General features: G+C 39.3%; 14 protein-coding genes and 1 pseudogene. All 15 read right to left on the reverse strand.

Going from position 1 to position 16,548, the window contains the following annotated elements; genetic code table 11:
- A partial coding sequence (locus tag WYK_RS03320; protein WP_040373185.1) for a flagellar hook-basal body complex protein FliE occupies positions 1-173 on the reverse strand: 173 nt, incomplete at its 3' end.
- 16 nt (positions 174-189) lie between these two features.
- Complete coding sequence (gene flgC / locus WYK_RS03325; RefSeq protein WP_040373186.1) at positions 190-642, reverse strand: flagellar basal body rod protein FlgC; 453 nt, start codon at positions 640-642, stop codon at positions 190-192.
- Complete coding sequence (gene flgB, locus WYK_RS03330) at positions 642-1,034, reverse strand: flagellar basal body rod protein FlgB (RefSeq protein ID WP_040373187.1); 393 nt, start codon at positions 1,032-1,034, stop codon at positions 642-644. The genes flgC and flgB overlap by 1 nt, the downstream gene beginning before the upstream one ends.
- Before the next feature lie 527 nt (positions 1,035-1,561).
- Positions 1,562-2,341 (reverse strand): GTP-sensing pleiotropic transcriptional regulator CodY, encoded by a 780-nt coding sequence (codY, locus tag WYK_RS03335; protein ID WP_040373188.1) that lies wholly within the window; start codon positions 2,339-2,341, stop codon positions 1,562-1,564.
- Between the two features lie 117 nt (positions 2,342-2,458).
- Positions 2,459-3,862, reverse strand: a complete 1,404-nt coding sequence (hslU, locus tag WYK_RS03340; RefSeq protein WP_040373189.1) for an HslU--HslV peptidase ATPase subunit — start codon at positions 3,860-3,862, stop codon at positions 2,459-2,461.
- Between the two features lie 18 nt (positions 3,863-3,880).
- On the reverse strand, positions 3,881-4,423 hold the full coding sequence (hslV, locus tag WYK_RS03345) for an ATP-dependent protease subunit HslV (protein WP_040373190.1): 543 nt from the start codon (positions 4,421-4,423) through the stop codon (positions 3,881-3,883).
- Between the two features lie 23 nt (positions 4,424-4,446).
- Positions 4,447-5,346: a tyrosine recombinase XerC gene (gene xerC / locus WYK_RS03350; RefSeq protein WP_040373191.1), complete on the reverse strand. Its 900-nt coding sequence runs from the start codon at positions 5,344-5,346 to the stop codon at positions 4,447-4,449.
- Positions 5,347-5,405: 59 nt separating this feature from the next.
- Complete coding sequence (gene trmFO / locus WYK_RS03355) at positions 5,406-6,713, reverse strand: FADH(2)-oxidizing methylenetetrahydrofolate--tRNA-(uracil(54)-C(5))-methyltransferase TrmFO (protein WP_040373192.1); 1,308 nt, start codon at positions 6,711-6,713, stop codon at positions 5,406-5,408.
- A 193-nt stretch (positions 6,714-6,906) separates the two neighbouring features.
- On the reverse strand, positions 6,907-8,985 hold the full coding sequence (gene topA / locus WYK_RS03360) for a type I DNA topoisomerase (RefSeq protein WP_040373193.1): 2,079 nt from the start codon (positions 8,983-8,985) through the stop codon (positions 6,907-6,909).
- Between the two features lie 486 nt (positions 8,986-9,471).
- Positions 9,472-10,356, reverse strand: a complete 885-nt coding sequence (gene dprA, locus WYK_RS03365; protein ID WP_040373198.1) for a DNA-processing protein DprA — start codon at positions 10,354-10,356, stop codon at positions 9,472-9,474.
- 107 nt (positions 10,357-10,463) lie between these two features.
- A complete protein-coding gene (gene sucD / locus WYK_RS03370) occupies positions 10,464-11,366 on the reverse strand; it encodes a succinate--CoA ligase subunit alpha (RefSeq protein ID WP_040373194.1) in 903 nt (300 codons plus the stop codon).
- Positions 11,367-11,384: 18 nt separating this feature from the next.
- Positions 11,385-12,545, reverse strand: a complete 1,161-nt coding sequence (gene sucC / locus WYK_RS03375; RefSeq protein ID WP_040373195.1) for an ADP-forming succinate--CoA ligase subunit beta — start codon at positions 12,543-12,545, stop codon at positions 11,385-11,387.
- A gap of 225 nt (positions 12,546-12,770) precedes the next feature.
- On the reverse strand, positions 12,771-13,841 hold the full coding sequence (locus WYK_RS03380; protein ID WP_040373196.1) for a DUF871 domain-containing protein: 1,071 nt from the start codon (positions 13,839-13,841) through the stop codon (positions 12,771-12,773).
- A 62-nt stretch (positions 13,842-13,903) separates the two neighbouring features.
- A pseudogene (locus WYK_RS03385) lies at positions 13,904-15,261 on the reverse strand (PTS transporter subunit EIIC).
- A 41-nt stretch (positions 15,262-15,302) separates the two neighbouring features.
- Positions 15,303-16,187: an N-acetylmuramic acid 6-phosphate etherase gene (murQ, locus tag WYK_RS03390; RefSeq protein WP_040373197.1), complete on the reverse strand. Its 885-nt coding sequence runs from the start codon at positions 16,185-16,187 to the stop codon at positions 15,303-15,305.
- Positions 16,188-16,548: the final 361 nt, after the last annotated feature.

Here is a 16,548-nt window from a genome sequence, read left to right on the forward strand (position 1 = left end):
GCCAGCTTCGTTGTAAGACGATCGGATTCTATTTGTGCATCATTAACTTTATTGATGGATTCTTTTAATACGGACGCAAAATCCTGCTGTGCCTCGTAAGGTGTAGTACGCTGAGTCTTTACATTGGCAGTATTTATGTTGGAAATACTGCTGAGTGCATTTATTCCTGCCATTCCTTAACCCCCTTCATTACTTTCCTATTTCCAGTGCTTTCATTAACATTCCTTTTGATGCATTAAGTGCAGTTACATTTGCCTCATAAGAACGGGTAGCACTCATTAAATCAATGGTTTCACGTAAAGGATCTACATTTGGCATCTCTACATACCCATCCTCATTCGCATCTGGATGATCTGGATTATAAATAAGCTCATTCGGCGTTTGATCTTCTACAATCTGTGAAACTTTCACACCTGAACCGATGTCGGTATTTTTATTCATAGCCTGATTTAAAAAACTTGAAAATTGATTATCTTTTTCCTGTAAGACGACTGACTTCCGTCTATATGGCTCCCATTCACCATTTACATAGCTGCCTCTTGTTGTTTCTGCATTAGCCATATTAGATGATATGGTATCCATTCTAAGCCGCTGAGCCGACAAGGCTGATGCCGTAATGCTCATGCCTTGAAACATCCCCATTACTTCCCACCTCTAATAACATTTTGTAGTGACTGAAATTTAGACCCGATCCTATCTGTCACGGCATTGTAATAAATCTGGTTTTCAGCAAGAGTGCTCATTTCCTTATCCACATCTACACTATTCCCATTATTATTGTACTGGACATTTTTCTGGGTAATAACCTGCTTAGTCGCGTTTGATTGCGAGAAATCATAATGACGCTGATCTGTTCGATAGGCGTTCATTGAAGAATCTAAGGCTGATTTGAACGATCCTTCATTGACAACTTCCTTAGCTTTGTAATTTGGCGTATCTACATTTGCTATATTATTAGAGATTGTTTTTTGCTTTAAACTTGAGTAGTTAAGTGCCTGTTCTAATGAATCAATAGTATTCGAAAATAAGTTCACGATGTGTTTACCTCTCTTCTAGAAGGTTAGCGAACCCTTCATATGGAAATAAAACGTTCTAATGGAAATAAATCATATTATAGTAACTATTGTAAAGAATTAGATTGATTCTGTCTATGAAGGAACCTAAAAACCTCATAAGTACATAGTCCTGTTTTTAATAAAATTTACAAAAAAAATATTTCCAAATATCAAATAGTCTTTAAAATTCTATTATTCTTTGCTATATCAATGAGTATAAATACCTACAACCTTCTTGTTGCTCTCAGCCGTCCAAGTGTTATTTATCCTAATCTGTTTGCTCCTATAATTCTTGAAAGGCTTGCGTTTTTTTATTCGTCTCTTAACTTAAACAGCTCATTAAACAACCTGCATTTATTTCTTTGCAAAAAAATAACGCTGGCTATAAAGCAGCGTTAAAGGTGTAGATAGTCACGATGGTCAGTATGGGTTTTTTTAACAAAATAAAGAGGCTGCCGAGGGTTTCTCGACAGCCTGTGCAGGCCCGCAGGCTGCTCTTATTTTTATTAGCTATTTTTTAATTTTTCTAATTCATGAAGGAATTTATCATTTAAGACTTTGATATATGTTCCCTTCATTCCCAGCGAACGGGACTCAATGACGCCAGCGCTTTCTAGTTTACGTAAAGCATTAACAATTACTGAACGAGTAATTCCAACACGATCGGCAATCTTAGAAGCAACTAATAGACCTTCTCTGCCATTCAATTCTTCAAAGATATGTTCAATTGCTTCTAATTCGCTGTATGATAGTGAACTAATAGCCATTTGAACAACAGCTTTACTTCTTGCTTCTTCTTCAATCGCTTCAGCTTTTTCGTGAAGGATTTCCATGCCGACTACAGTTGCGCCGTACTCTGCAAGAATTAGATCATCATCGTGGAATTTTTCTTCAAGACGAGCAAGAATCAGTGTACCTAAACGATCTCCTCCGCCAACGATTGGAACGATGGTTGTTAAACCTGAAGCGAAAATTTGCTTGTTCTCAATAGGAAATGCTGTATACGAGCTGTCAATATCAAGGTTTGATGAGGTTTCAGGAATGTTAAACAAGCTCTTTGTATATTCCTCAGGGAATTGACGGTCTTCAAGCATTTGCACCATACGCTCATTTTCGATTTTCTGGTTGATCGCAAACCCAAGAAGCTTTCCTCGTCTGCTGACAACAAATACGTTCGATTCAATCACTTCACTTAAGCTCTCAGCCATTTCTTTAAAGTTAACCGGTTTTCCTGCTGTATTTTGAAGCATTGCATTAATTTTTCTTGTTTTTGATAATAAATTCATTAAAAATTTCCTCCTATAAAATCTGTGTATCCTAAGTATGCCGTTACTTTTTTCTACAGAGCAGAAAGGGTACTAGTATTTCTCTACCCTTCCTAACCCTTTTCAATCGTAATTTCTTTAAAGAATAAACTGGCTGAGATCTTTGTTTCTTGATATCGAACCTAATTTGTCTTCTACATACTGAGGGGTAATCATAATTTTGTCCATTGTAATTTCTGGGGCTTCGAAAGATAAATCTTCAAGCAGCTTTTCCATGATTGTATGCAGGCGACGGGCACCGATATTATCGGTATTTTGATTGACCTCAAATGCCACTTCTGCAATCTTACGAATAGCTTCGTCAGAAAATTCAATTTCTATACCTTCAACTGCCAATAAGGCCACATATTGTTTGAGAAGTGCATTATCCGGTTCATGTAGAATGCGAACAAAATCTTCTACTGATAATTTTTGAAGTTCTACTCTAATTGGGAATCTTCCTTGTAGTTCTGGAATCAAGTCAGATGGCTTAGCCATATGGAAAGCACCTGCAGCCATGAAGAGAACATGATCTGTTTTCACAGAACCATATTTCGTTACAACTGTTGATCCCTCTACAATAGGCAGGATATCTCTTTGCACACCTTCACGAGATACATCTGCAGAAGATCCGCCCTTTTTACTGGCAATTTTATCGATCTCATCAATAAAAATAATTCCAGATTGTTCTGCACGGAATACGGCCTCTTGAGTCACTTCATCCATATCAATTAATTTGCCCGCTTCTTCATTAGTGAGGACAATTCTTGCTTCACTTACTTTAAGCTTGCGTTTCTTTTTCTTTTTAGGCATAAGATTACCGAGAGCATCCTGCATATTCATGCCCATTTGTTCCATTCCAGAGCCTTGCAGCATATCAAACATCGATGCTTGCTGTTCTTCTACCTCTACGGTAATCAACTCATTTTCAAGTTCGCCTTTGGCAAGCTTTTCTCTAACAATCCATCGTTTTTCTTGTAGGCTTACATCCTCAGATTTAGCAGATTCCTGCTCTGCTTCTTGATTCGTTCCTCCAAAAAACATTTCTAATGGATTTTTAAAGTTATTTTGTTTTTTACCAGAAGGTACTAATAGTTCAACCAAGCGGCGGTTTGCATTTTCTTCAGCAAGTTCCTGCACACTAATTTTCTTCTCTTCTTTGACGAGGCGGACAGCTGTTTCTACAAGATCTCGAACCATTGATTCAACATCTCTGCCCACATAACCTACTTCTGTAAATTTCGTTGCTTCTACCTTAATAAACGGTGCAGCAACTAATTTAGCAAGCCTGCGTGCTATTTCTGTCTTCCCCACGCCTGTCGGTCCTATCATTAAAATATTTTTTGGAACGACTTCATCGCGCAGCTGGTCCTGTAAAAGACTACGGCGGTATCTGTTGCGGAGTGCAATAGCTACTGCCCTCTTAGCATCACGTTGCCCAACTATATATTGATCAAGCTTTTCAACAATCTGTCTAGGTGTTAAATTAGCTTTACTATCCATATACGCAGCTCCCTTCGATTACAGCTCTTCCACAATAATATTAGTATTCGTAAACACACAAATTTCTGCTGCTATTTGCAAAGAATTCTCTGCAATTTCTCTAGCAGTTAAACTGTCACCCGAGAATCGTTTTAACGCTCTTCCAGCTGAAAGTGCATAATTCCCTCCAGAACCGATCGCCAAAATTCCATCATCCGGCTCAATAACTTCACCTGTACCTGAAACAAGCAGGATATCTGTTTTATCCATGACAATTAACATCGCCTCAAGTTTACGCAGAATATTGTCACTTCTCCATTGTTTGGCAAGTTCTACTGCAGCACGCTGCAAATTACCATTGTACTCTTCAAGCTTCGCTTCAAACATTTCAAACAAAGTAAATGCATCTGCAACTGATCCGGCGAAGCCTGCTAATACGGTACCATTAAAGATTCTTCTGACTTTTCTTGCTGTATGCTTCATGACGACAGAATTGCCTAGTGTCACCTGTCCGTCTCCAGACATGGCACATTCGCCTTTGTGGTGGACAGCGAATATTGTGGTTGCGTGAAATTCACCCATAATGATTCTCCTTCCTCATAGTCCTAAGCTCTTGGATGTGATGCATTATATACCTTCCGCAGTTGTTCTTTCGTAACATGAGTATAAATTTGCGTACTTGATATATTAGAATGTCCCAAAAGCTCTTGAACGGCTCTAAGATCAGCTCCATTATTCAGTAAATGTGTTGCAAATGAATGTCTTAACATATGTGGATGCAAATCGCCTTCGACCGCAGCCCTTTTAACTAATTCATTTAAAATATAACGGACTCCCCTAGGTGTAAGCGGTTCGCCTCGAAGATTTAAAAATACATAGCGATGTTCCTTGCCTTTAGAGGCTACTAGTTCAGCTCGAGCATTTTTTATGTAAGACGTAAGCGCATCTACGCAGAAGTCCCCCATCGGAACATAGCGGTCTTTCTTACCTTTACCATGGACCAAAACGGTACCCAATGAAAAATCGAGATCCTGTAATTGAATATTACAGCATTCACTTACACGGATACCGGTTGCATAGAGCAATTCTAAAAGTGCCAGATCTCTCGAACCAGCGGTATCATCTAGGCTGATGGCCGAAAAAAGCAAATTAATTTCCTCTTCATACATGAAACGAGGAAGCATCTGATCTTTTTTCGGTAAAGAAACGAGACCAAAAGGATTTTCAGTCACAATCTCTTCACGCATCAGGAATTTATAAAAGCTGCGCAGGCAGGATGTCTTCCTTGCCACTGATCGCTTAGAAAGGTTTCTATTGTATAGACCCGTCAAGAATAATCGGACATCAAAATATTCAACAGAAGTAAATGAGATTCCTTGCTCATTCATGAACATAAAGAATTCCTCAATATCCCGTTGATAGTTTTCGATTGTATAGTGTGAAGAGTTCTTTTCAATTTGCAGATATTCTACAAATAATTGTAAGGCTTGCTCTTTACTAACCACTAAAACACCCCGCAAAGCTTCTAAATAGTAACACAGAATTTTTTTTCAGGCAATTTTTCTTACAAATTTTTCATAAATTTCTGAATAGTTTCCAATGCACGCTCAGCATGTTGTTCATTTCGCTCTTTTTTCCCTCTGATTTTTGTCTCAAGATCTGGGAATAAACCGAAGTTCGCGTTCATAGGCTGGAAACTTTTCGAATTAGTTGACGTGATGTATCTAGCCATACTTCCCATTGCTGTTTCAGCAGGGAACACTAACGGTTCTTCTCCGGAAGCAAGTTTTGCGGCATTAATTCCAGCTACCAATCCTGATGCTGCTGACTCTACATAGCCTTCAACGCCAGTCATTTGACCAGCAAAGAACAAATCAGAACGGTTTTTAAACTGATATGTCGGCAGAAGGACTTTAGGTGAGTTAATGAACGTATTTCGATGCATAACGCCGTAACGGACGATTTCTGCTTTTTCTAATCCTGGAATAAGTTGAAGAACTTCTTTTTGCGGCCCCCACTTTAAATGTGTCTGGAATCCGACAATATTATATAAAGTACCTGCTGCATCATCTTGACGAAGCTGAATAACGGCAAATGGTCGTTTTCCTGTTTTAGGATCTTCTAGCCCAACTGGTTTTAACGGACCAAAAAGCATGGTTTTTCTTCCTCTGGCAGCCATAACTTCAATGGGCATACAACCTTCAAAGAAGATTTCCTTTTCAAATTCTTTTAGCGGCACTGTTTCAGCTGCAATAAGGGCTTCATAAAAGCGATCGAATTCCTCTTCAGTCATAGGGCAATTTAAATACGCAGCTTCCCCTTTATCATATCGTGATTTCAAATATACTTTATCGAGGTCTATGCTGTCTTTTTCGATGATTGGAGCAGCCGCATCATAAAAGTATAAATACTCTTCATCCATGATTTGTTTAAGGCTTTCTGAAAGTGCTGGACTAGTCAATGGACCTGTTGAAATAATGGTTGTTCCTTCTGGAATCTCTGTTATCTCTTCATTAATAACCGTCACATTGGGATGATTCTTTACCATATCGGTAACTTTCGCTGCAAATTCATGTCGATCAACAGCTAAGGCGCCCCCTGCTGGAACCGCGCAAGCATCTGCTGCTGTCATAATAACGGAGTCTAAATGACGCATTTCTTCTTTTAGTACTCCTACAGCATTGGTTAATGTATTCGCACGAAGTGAATTACTGCACACAAGCTCCGCAAATTTGTCGGTATGGTGGGCAGGTGTTTGTTTAACTGGACGCATTTCATAAAGCTTTACTTGAATTCCTCGTTTAGCTAGCTGCCAAGCAGCTTCACTTCCAGCTAACCCAGCTCCAATTACATTTACAGTTGTATTATTCATCTTACTAGCCTCCTTATAAAGATATGTTAAATTCTCTGACTATTCAAATTAAATTTACTATTAAAATTCATTTGCTAAGTTGTCAGCAAATAATGAGTATAAATCCTTTATAGTCTATTTGTCCACTGTTTCGCAGGATAATCCTATATTGGGCCAAGAAAAAGCATGGAAAAAGGCAAGCATTAGCTCGCCTTTAACTAAGTGGTGCCTCTTTGTAATCACATTCCACACATTGAACCTGAACACCTTTTTTCAATTTCTTTTCAACCATGGTTGATTCGCACTTTGGACAAGGTCTTGCCAGCGGCTTATCCCATGAGATGAATTCACAGCTTGGATATTGATCACATCCGTAGAAAATCCGGCGTTTCTTACTTTTTCTTTCAATAATATTTCCTTCGTGACAGGTTGGACATTTAACGCCAATTTCTTTCACGATAGCTTTAGTATTCCGACATTCAGGAAAATGACTGCAGGCCATAAACTTACCGTAACGCCCCATTTTAAAGACCATCTCATGTCCACATTCTTCACAATCCTCACCGGCAGGCTCATCTTTAATTTCAACCTTTTCCATCTCAGCTTCCGCTTTGATGAGGTTCTTTTCAAAACCTTGATAGAAGTCATCAATAACCTTAATCCACGCCAGACTCCCTGCTTCAACACTATCAAATTCCTGTTCCATCTTCGCAGTGAATGCCGCATCGAGGATTTCTGGGAAAAATTCTTTTACTAATTCAAGAACTATTTCTCCAAGCTCCGTTGGGACAAACCGTTTATTATCAAGGGACACATATCCCCTCTTTTGAATGGTATCTAGAGTTGGCGCATAGGTGGACGGTCTGCCTATACCTAATTCTTCAAGCGTTCTTACCAGTCTTGCCTCAGTATAACGTGGAGGCGGCTGAGTAAAATGCTGTTTTGGATCAACGTCCTTAGAAAAGAAGGTGTCTCCCTCTTTCACATCTGGCAGGAGATTTTCTTTTTCTTCAATTGAATCATCCGTTCCTTCAACGTATACCTTCATGAAACCAGGAAATTTGATTTTCGATCCATTTGCCCGGAAAATGATGTCGCCATTTTTCAAGTCAATGCTCATTGTATCCATAATAGCGGAGGCCATTTGACTTGATACAAAACGCTCCCAGATTAGTTTATACAATCTATACTGATCTCTGGATAAGAATTCTTTAACAGCGCTAGGTTCACGCAGGATACTTGTCGGCCGTACCGCTTCATGAGCATCTTGAGCATTCGTTTGTTTCTTCTCTTTTCGAAGCTCGGTCTGGAAGTATTCTTTGCCAAACATGTTTTCGATAAATGATTGTGCTTCAAGCTTAGCCACATCAGAAATTCGAGTAGAATCTGTTCTCATATACGTAATTAAACCAACTGTACCTTGTCCCTTACCTAAATCGATACCTTCGTATAGCTGTTGAGCTAGCATCATCGTTTTCTTAGCACGATAATTTAATTTCCGTGCAGCTTCTTGTTGCAGGGAAGAGGTTGTAAACGGTGCAGCTGGATTTCGTTTTCTTTCCTTTTTCGTTACATTTGATATTGCAAATTCATTACCTTGAATGGCTGCAACAATCTTCTTAACATCCTCTTCAGAATGTAATTCCGTTCGTTTACCGTCCAGGCTGAAGAAAGAACCCTCAAACTGTTCTGTTCCTTTTAGGAAATCCGCTTTAATGGTCCAATATTCTTCCGGTACAAATGATTGGATTTCTCTTTCGCGATCAATAATCATCCTTACCGCTACGGATTGTACACGACCTGCGCTTAATCCTTTTTTCACCTTTTTCCAGAGCAGCGGACTGATGTTATACCCAACAAGACGATCTAGCACACGCCTAGCTTGCTGAGCATCCACCAAGTTCATATTAATCGGTCTGGGTGTTTTAAACGATTCTTTAATTGCATCCTTGGTAATCTCGTTAAAGACGACGCGGCAATCGGATGTTATATCTACATTAAGACTCTGAGCAAGGTGCCAAGCAATGGCCTCCCCTTCTCTGTCGGGGTCAGCCGCGAGATATATTTTCTTAGCTTTTTTAGCAGCTGTTTTTAATTCTTTTAAAACGGGGCCTTTCCCCCGGATGGTTATATACTTAGGGTCATAATTATGTTCGACATCTACCCCCATTTGACTCTTAGGCAGATCACGTATATGTCCCATAGATGCCTTAACTTTATATTTTTTTCCTAGATATTTTTCAATTGTTTTTGCCTTTGCTGGTGACTCTACTATTACCAAAAACTCTGACATTAAAAAGTTCCTCCTCAAGAGGGAATATAAATCTCCACTATTATTAGTTATAAAAAATTGATTTGTCAATGTTTGTTTAGAACTTCTATTTTGAATTCCCCTCCGAAAACGATTACAACCTGCTACTGTTTTTTGAAGGCCTATGTTGCAAAATTTATAACAGTTTTACAATAATTACAACCTTTTTGTGTTAGAAAGCATAATAATCGTTGAAAAAGTTCACTTCTCTTCATACCCTACACTTGCTTTTTTTATTCAACTCTATTCTATTTTCTTTTTCCTAAAAAAGAGTGAATGACCATTCAAAAACAGCTGTCTATGTTTTAATCTATTCATTTCGCCGGTAGACTTGTGGCAGCGTCTTGCGTGAATATTCCCCGCTTTGACACACCTAATAATTTCGAACGTACAAAAAAGAATGCCAGTCATCCTTTAGATGACTGGCATTCCTTTATAAAGACAATGTTTGAATAGTAATCAAGTTCTTCAGCAGTCTATAGGGGAAAACATAGGAATTTCATCTATGATATCATTAGCTGTCAACACTAGTTTAGCGCCTTCCTGAATTAACCGATTGGTCCCAGTTGATAAATCATGTAATGGACTTCCTGGCACAGCAAATACTTCTCTGCCTTGTTCGAGTGCACATTGTGCGGTAATCAAGGTTCCGCTTTTTTGTCTTGCCTCGACCACTAATACACCTCGTGACAAACCGCTGATAATACGATTTCTCATCGGAAACATCCATGGTTCCGCCCTCCTTTGCGGCGGTGTTTCAGATATAAGCAATCCGTTTTTCATGATTTCACGGGCGAGGGGACTATTCCCCTTGGGATAAATATGGAAATGCCCACCACCTAACACACCGATTGTTTTCCCTTTTTCTTTTAGTGTCAAATGGTGCGCAGCCGTATCAATTCCTACTGCAACTCCGCTAATGATTAAATATTCAGCTTGGACTAGCGGCGGCAACAAGCTTTTAAGGGCTTGCAGGCCGCATGTAGACGGTTTTCGTGCCCCGACCACACCTATCCCATTCATATCCTTTAAAAAGCCTCTATTTCCCTTCATATAAAGAATCCAAGGCGGATCATAGATTTGTTTTAGTTGGTATGGATAGTCCTCATCAAAAAAGCTGAGTATTTGAATATCGTTCATAGCATACTGGTCAAGTAATTTTTGGAGATTGAGTGAATGAAGGTCGCGAAGAAAGGGATTGAGCTTATCGGAGGGAAGTATTCGAAGTTCTGCCCACTCTTTCGTGGTTTTGGTATAGAGGGTCGATAATAGGGGATCATTGGTAAGAATACTGCTGATCGTTTTCCAGCCGGCACCTCGGCACTGATGCAAATGAATTAGTTTACTTTTCATATTCAATTGTCTCACACTCCTAATTAGGATCAACCAAGAAACTATTATATAGAAGAAAAAATCGTCCCACACCTAATAAAAGGTGTAGAACGATGCAAGATGCCGATTTAATGTGTTTTACATTGATCGTATAATCCTTTTTCTTTCAAAACAGAAATCAGTGTTTCACCCATTACTGATGGAGTTTCCGCTACTTGAATTCCACATTCATTCATAACGCGGATTTTTTCGTCAGCCGTTCCTTTTCCTCCTGAAATAATGGCACCTGCATGTCCCATTCTTTTTCCTGGAGGAGCTGTACGTCCGCCGATAAAGCCGACAACAGGTTTAGTCATATTCGCCTTCACCCATTCTGCTGCTTCTTCTTCAGCCGTACCGCCGATTTCCCCAATCATAATCACTGCATAGGTTTCTGGATCTTCATTGAAAGCCTTTAGTACATCAATAAAGTTTGTTCCGTTTACTGGATCTCCACCAATACCTACTGCAGAGGTTTGGCCAAGTCCAGCTTGCGTTAATTGATGAACCGCTTCATACGTAAGTGTACCAGAACGAGAAACAACTCCCACATGACCTTTTGTATGGATGTAACCAGGCATAATCCCGATCTTACATTCATCAGCCGTAATTACACCTGGACAGTTAGGCCCGATTAGACGAGTCTTTTTGCCTTCTAAATAACGCTTAACCTTCACCATATCAAGAACAGGAATGTGTTCTGTAATACAAATAGCTAAGTCCAATTCAGCATCCGCTGCTTCCATAATTGCATCTGCTGCAAATGGTGCAGGCACGTAAATGACTGAAGCGGTTGCACCCGTTTCTTTTACAGCTTGTTCAACTGTATTAAAAACCGGAACACCCTCCACTTCTGTTCCACCTTTTCCTGGTGTTACTCCAGCAACGATTTTCGTGCCATATTCAAGCATTTGTTTTGTATGAAATAAAGCCGTTGAACCAGTGATTCCCTGAACAATGACTTTGGTATCTTTATTAATAAAAACGCCCATTTTTGGTCCCCCCTGCTATTATCCTACAAGTGCTACGATTTTTTGTGCGCCGTCTGCCATAGATTCAGCAGCGGTTAAATTTAATCCTGAATCTCTTAGAATTTGTTTTCCAAGATCAACATTTGTACCTTCAAGACGAACAACTACGGGTACTTCTAATCCAAGTTGTTTTGCAGCTTCCACAACACCTTCTGCAATAACGTCACACTTCATAATCCCGCCGAAGATATTGACGAAAATACCTTTAACGTTTTTATCGGAAAGGATAATTTTAAATGCTTCCGTTACTTTTTCAGCAGTTGCCCCGCCGCCAACATCAAGGAAGTTCGCAGGATCGCCGCTGTAATGTTTGATGATATCCATCGTTGACATAGCTAAGCCGGCACCATTTACCATGCACCCAATATTTCCAGTTAAAGAAATATAGCTTAAGTCATATTTTGATGCTTCAATTTCTTTAGGATCTTCTTCATCTAAATCACGGTAGTCCATAATATCTTTATGGCGATATAAAGCGTTATCATCAAAGTTCAACTTTGCATCAAGAGCCATTACATTACCGTCACCTGTGACAACAAGCGGATTAATTTCAGCAATCGAGCAGTCTTTTTCGACAAACGCTGTATAGAGGCTAGTCATGAATTTAACTGTTTTATTGACTAACTCTTTTGGAATATTAATATTGAATGCAAGTCTACGAGCTTGGAAACCTGTTAATCCAACGACTGGATCAATGACTTCTTTGAAAATCTTTTCAGGCGTGTTTTCAGCAACTTCTTCAATTTCTGTTCCGCCTTCTTCAGAAGCCATTAACACAACTCGTGAAGTTTCGCGGTCAAGTACAAGACCAACATAATATTCTTTTTTAATGTCGCAGCCTTCTTCAATCAGTAAGCGCTTCACTTCTTTGCCTTCTGGTCCCGTTTGATGTGTAATCAGTGTTTTACCTAGTATTTCTTCTGCATATGTACGCGCTTCATCTAGATTTTTGGCAACCTTAACGCCGCCCGCTTTACCACGGCCTCCAGCGTGAATTTGAGCCTTAACCACAACAACATCCGTTCCTAGCTCTTTAGCAGCTTCCACAGCTTCTTCCACAGTGAATGCTACTCGGCCATTTGGAACCGATACCCCATATTGTCTGAGGATCTCTTTCCCTTGATACTCATGGATATTCATCGCCCATCCTCCTTTGTTGACTTTCCGAAAATTTAAAATAATTAGATCTTTGTATTCCATTTTACAACAAATCTACCAAACGGACATTTTATAATAAAAAAACGTTCGTCTGTATTTTAGACTCGATATTATTGTAGGGCATGTGAATTAGAATGTCCACTATTACCCTTAAAATCTATAAAACTTCATATTATTTCTGGCTTATGATTAAAACTCTCTCTTATACTAATTTTCAGTTATTATTAGTTTAAACTGATTTCCTGAGCCGATATATGAAATAATCGGTAAATCTTCTCGAATTATATTTCCAATTACATTTACCTTTTCATCCGCCGCCAGGGGACGTTTGACAATCTGAAGCTCGCCGCGATATCGACCATAAAGCTCATTATCAATAGTAATACTTCCCATTCCTCGATCTATTGTATTTTCTGGGGGAAGTTTTTTTCCATCTTGCTGTGCATAACTTCTCGTTGTTTCTGAGCGTATACCATCTCGTGCTGGATCCATCCGATTTCGATGATTGAGATTTACCAGTTCGATACTCTCTTTGCTTTTGGTCGTAATTGAACAACGAAGCGGGATTTCCCCATTTTGATAGGTTATAAACTGTGATAACGTTTTAGACTGAATGGATGGATCTCCCAGTAAAATTTTATCAACTGAGCAAGATTTAAGATCCAGATACGCCAAAAACGGAGCCATGTTCCGATGATTTTCAAGAGTAGGCAGCCCTTTAAAGAGAGGGCCTCTTAATCGATCGTCTCCAGGAATAAAGGCTGTAACAAGGAACCCCCGTTCTTTCAGCCAATTATTTCGGTGAATAAACCACTCCTTATCAAGACCAGTTTCAGGGCGTGGATAATAATTGTGCCATGCTTCCACACGATTAAAATCAAGTCCGGTCTCTTGAAGCTGTTTGTATAGGTTATCATCAATCGTACTAGCATTAAGAGCAATTTTCATTTGTCTCGACAGTTGAGAAATGGTTTCCGGTTCAAACCCATAATCAAGCCGTAAGCCTGTGACTCCCCACTCATTTAAGACGGGCAGTGTTTCTACACTAAGGCCCAGATTTTTAATAGAGATGTTAGAAATGTCACAAATTAATTCCATATTGAGCTGGGCTGCTTGTTTAGCCAGCGTCTTAAGCGTGCTGACCAATATTTCAGGATTGTCTTCTGGAATATGCAAAGAAGTGAAAATGGACTTGAAACCTGCGTTTGACATTTTCTGCAGATAATCTGCCTGTTCTTTTTCACTTTGTTTCCCCAGGTAAATGGATATACCTAGCATACTTATCACCCTTTCTATTATTTCTACAATAGGAAAAAGGAAGAGTTGCCCCTTCCCCCTCATTATTTTATCGAATTAGCCATTTCTTCCTTGAAACCAAAAAGATAGGTAAAGAGAAAACCAAAGAAATAAGCGACAAGCAGCCCTATGAAGTAATAGAGATATTTTCCGTTTATTAAGGGAATCAATGAAAGCCCGGAAACACCAATACTATAGGCTCCTGTTTTGAAGAAGGCCTGAACTGCCCCTCCCATTGCTGCACCTAAACATGCGGTAAGGAATGGTCTGCCAAGCGGCAGGGTAACACCATACAACAAAGGCTCGCCAATTCCTAAAAACCCTACTGGTAACGCACCCTTGATGATATTTTTTAGTTTTTGTTTTTCGTCTTTACATAAACAGCCATAGAAGCGCCTACTTGCCCTGCACCTGCCATTGCAAGAATTGGTAACAGCACAGTGACGGAGCTGCTCTCAATTAACTCTAGATGGATAGGTGTTAATCCATGATGCAGGCCTACCATTACAAGAGGTAAGAAGGTTCCAGCTAGAACAGCACCTGCTAAGAATCCACCAGTATCAAGGATTAAGTTAATTCCACTGGTAATTCCCTCTGTTAAATACCCTCCTGCTGGTTGAATAACTAATAACGTTGTAAACCCAACAAATAATACACTGATAAGTGGTGTAAGAATGATATCAATAGCATTTGGCATAAACTTACGTACTGTACGTTCAGTCACAGCCATCAACCAAGCGGCAAAAATGACCGCAAACAGCCCTCCCCGTCCAGGTACAAGTGCTTCACCAAAGAGTTCAACAGTCGCAAGAGCCGGGTTGAAAACAAAGATTCCTGCTACCGCACCAAGGGCCGGTGTTCCGCCAAATTCTTTTGCAGTGTTCCAACCAACTAAGACTCCAAGGTAGGCAAATATACCTCCGCCCATGAACAATAGCAGCGATAACCAAGTAGCCTCGTAATCTGGGTTAGCATTTTTGAAAAAGTTAGCAGCTCCATTAATTAATCCTGAAGCAATTAAGGCAGGGATCAGCGGAATAAAGATATTCCCAATCTTTCGCAGTAAATTTTTAACAGGGGTATTATTTTTCGTTTTAATATCCTGCCTCATCTTAACTGCTAAGTCTTCGTCATCCTCTACTTCGCCTACACTTAAACCAGTTAGTTTGCTCATTTCTGATGCTACTTTTGTAACCAAACCAGGGCCGATTACGATTTGAAGTGTTTCATCTTCAATAACACCCATTACTCCATCAATTGCTTTTAATTCAGCTGCATTCACAAGACTATCATTTTTTAATTTTAGGCGCAGTCTCGTCATACAGTTGGCCACTTGGCTAATGTTTGATTTTCCCCCGACCTTTTCAAGAATTTCTTGAGCCAATCTTTCTTCTTTTCTCATCTTATTCCCCCCTATTCAGCTCTCTTGTCTTTTCTTTTAGGTTATAAAGCCTTTCTGACAAATCCATCAGCAGATTTGAGACGATCTTTCGCTTCATCATATGAACAATTTGTTAAAATCATGATAATGGCCGTCTTTACTTCTCCGTTTGCGCGTTCTAATACCTCTGCTGCTTGTTCATACTTGCATTCAGTACTATCCATTACAATTCGTTTGGCCCGTTCAATCAGCTTCTCATTAGTAGATTGAACATCAACCATTAGGTTTTTGTATACCTTACCGATTCCAGCCATTGCACTAGTAGAGATCATATTCAATACTAATTTTTGTGCAGTGCCTGCCTTTAGACGTGTGGACCCTGTTAAGATCTCACTTCCTGTTTTCACTTCAATAGGAAACTCTGCGTACTTGCTGATTTTTGCATCCTTATTACAGGAAATACTTCCTGTAGCAGCTCCAACTTTTTTGGCGTATTTCAAACCGCCGATTACATATGGCGTACGTCCGCTTGCTGCGATACCAATCACTAAATCCTTACTCGACAGCTGCATAGATGCTAAATCCTCTGCCCCAAATTCTTCAGAATCTTCTGCTCCTTCAACCGCCTTCATAATTGCATCTTGTCCTCCTGCAATCAGCCCCGTAACTAAAGTACTTGGCGTTCCAAAAGTCGGCGGACATTCTACTGCATCAAGAATACCGAGCCTGCCCGATGTTCCTGCACCAAAATAAATGATTCTGCCGCCTTGTTTTAACACTTGTATTGCTTTCTTAGCTACTTGTTCAATGTTGGGCAGTTCTTTTTTTACTGATGCTGGAACTGTGTGATCTTCTTCATTCATCACCTCAAGGATTTCAAGCGTTGTCATTTCGTCCAAATTTGCTGTTCTGCTATTTCTCTCTTCTGTTGTCAGTTTATCTAGCATTCCTTCACCTCATTAGTAATAACATTTTAAAAAATTCTGTTTTCTCTTGCATTATAAGTAATTCAAAGAAGTAATTCAATACATAATGAAATTTAAAATCATTATTTATATATCTTTACTTGAATTTTAATTTCTTAATTTACAAATTTAAAAGATACCTTTACTGTATACATGCAACAACAAAAAAGAAGAATCAATTAAACAAGCTTAATTAGAGGCTAAATTACAGTCAATAGAGGTTCAATTAAGCAAGTAAAAAGAAAGAAAAAAAGGGCATTCTATCAAGGTTTTTTGGATGAAATACAAGGAGATGAAATATGTCTTATAGTAAATCAGTTGATGATATCATTCTTAAACTACT

Origin of the sequence: Peribacillus psychrosaccharolyticus ATCC 23296 (assembly GCF_000305495.1) — a bacterium.
GTDB lineage: Bacteria > Bacillota > Bacilli > Bacillales > DSM-1321 > Peribacillus > Peribacillus psychrosaccharolyticus.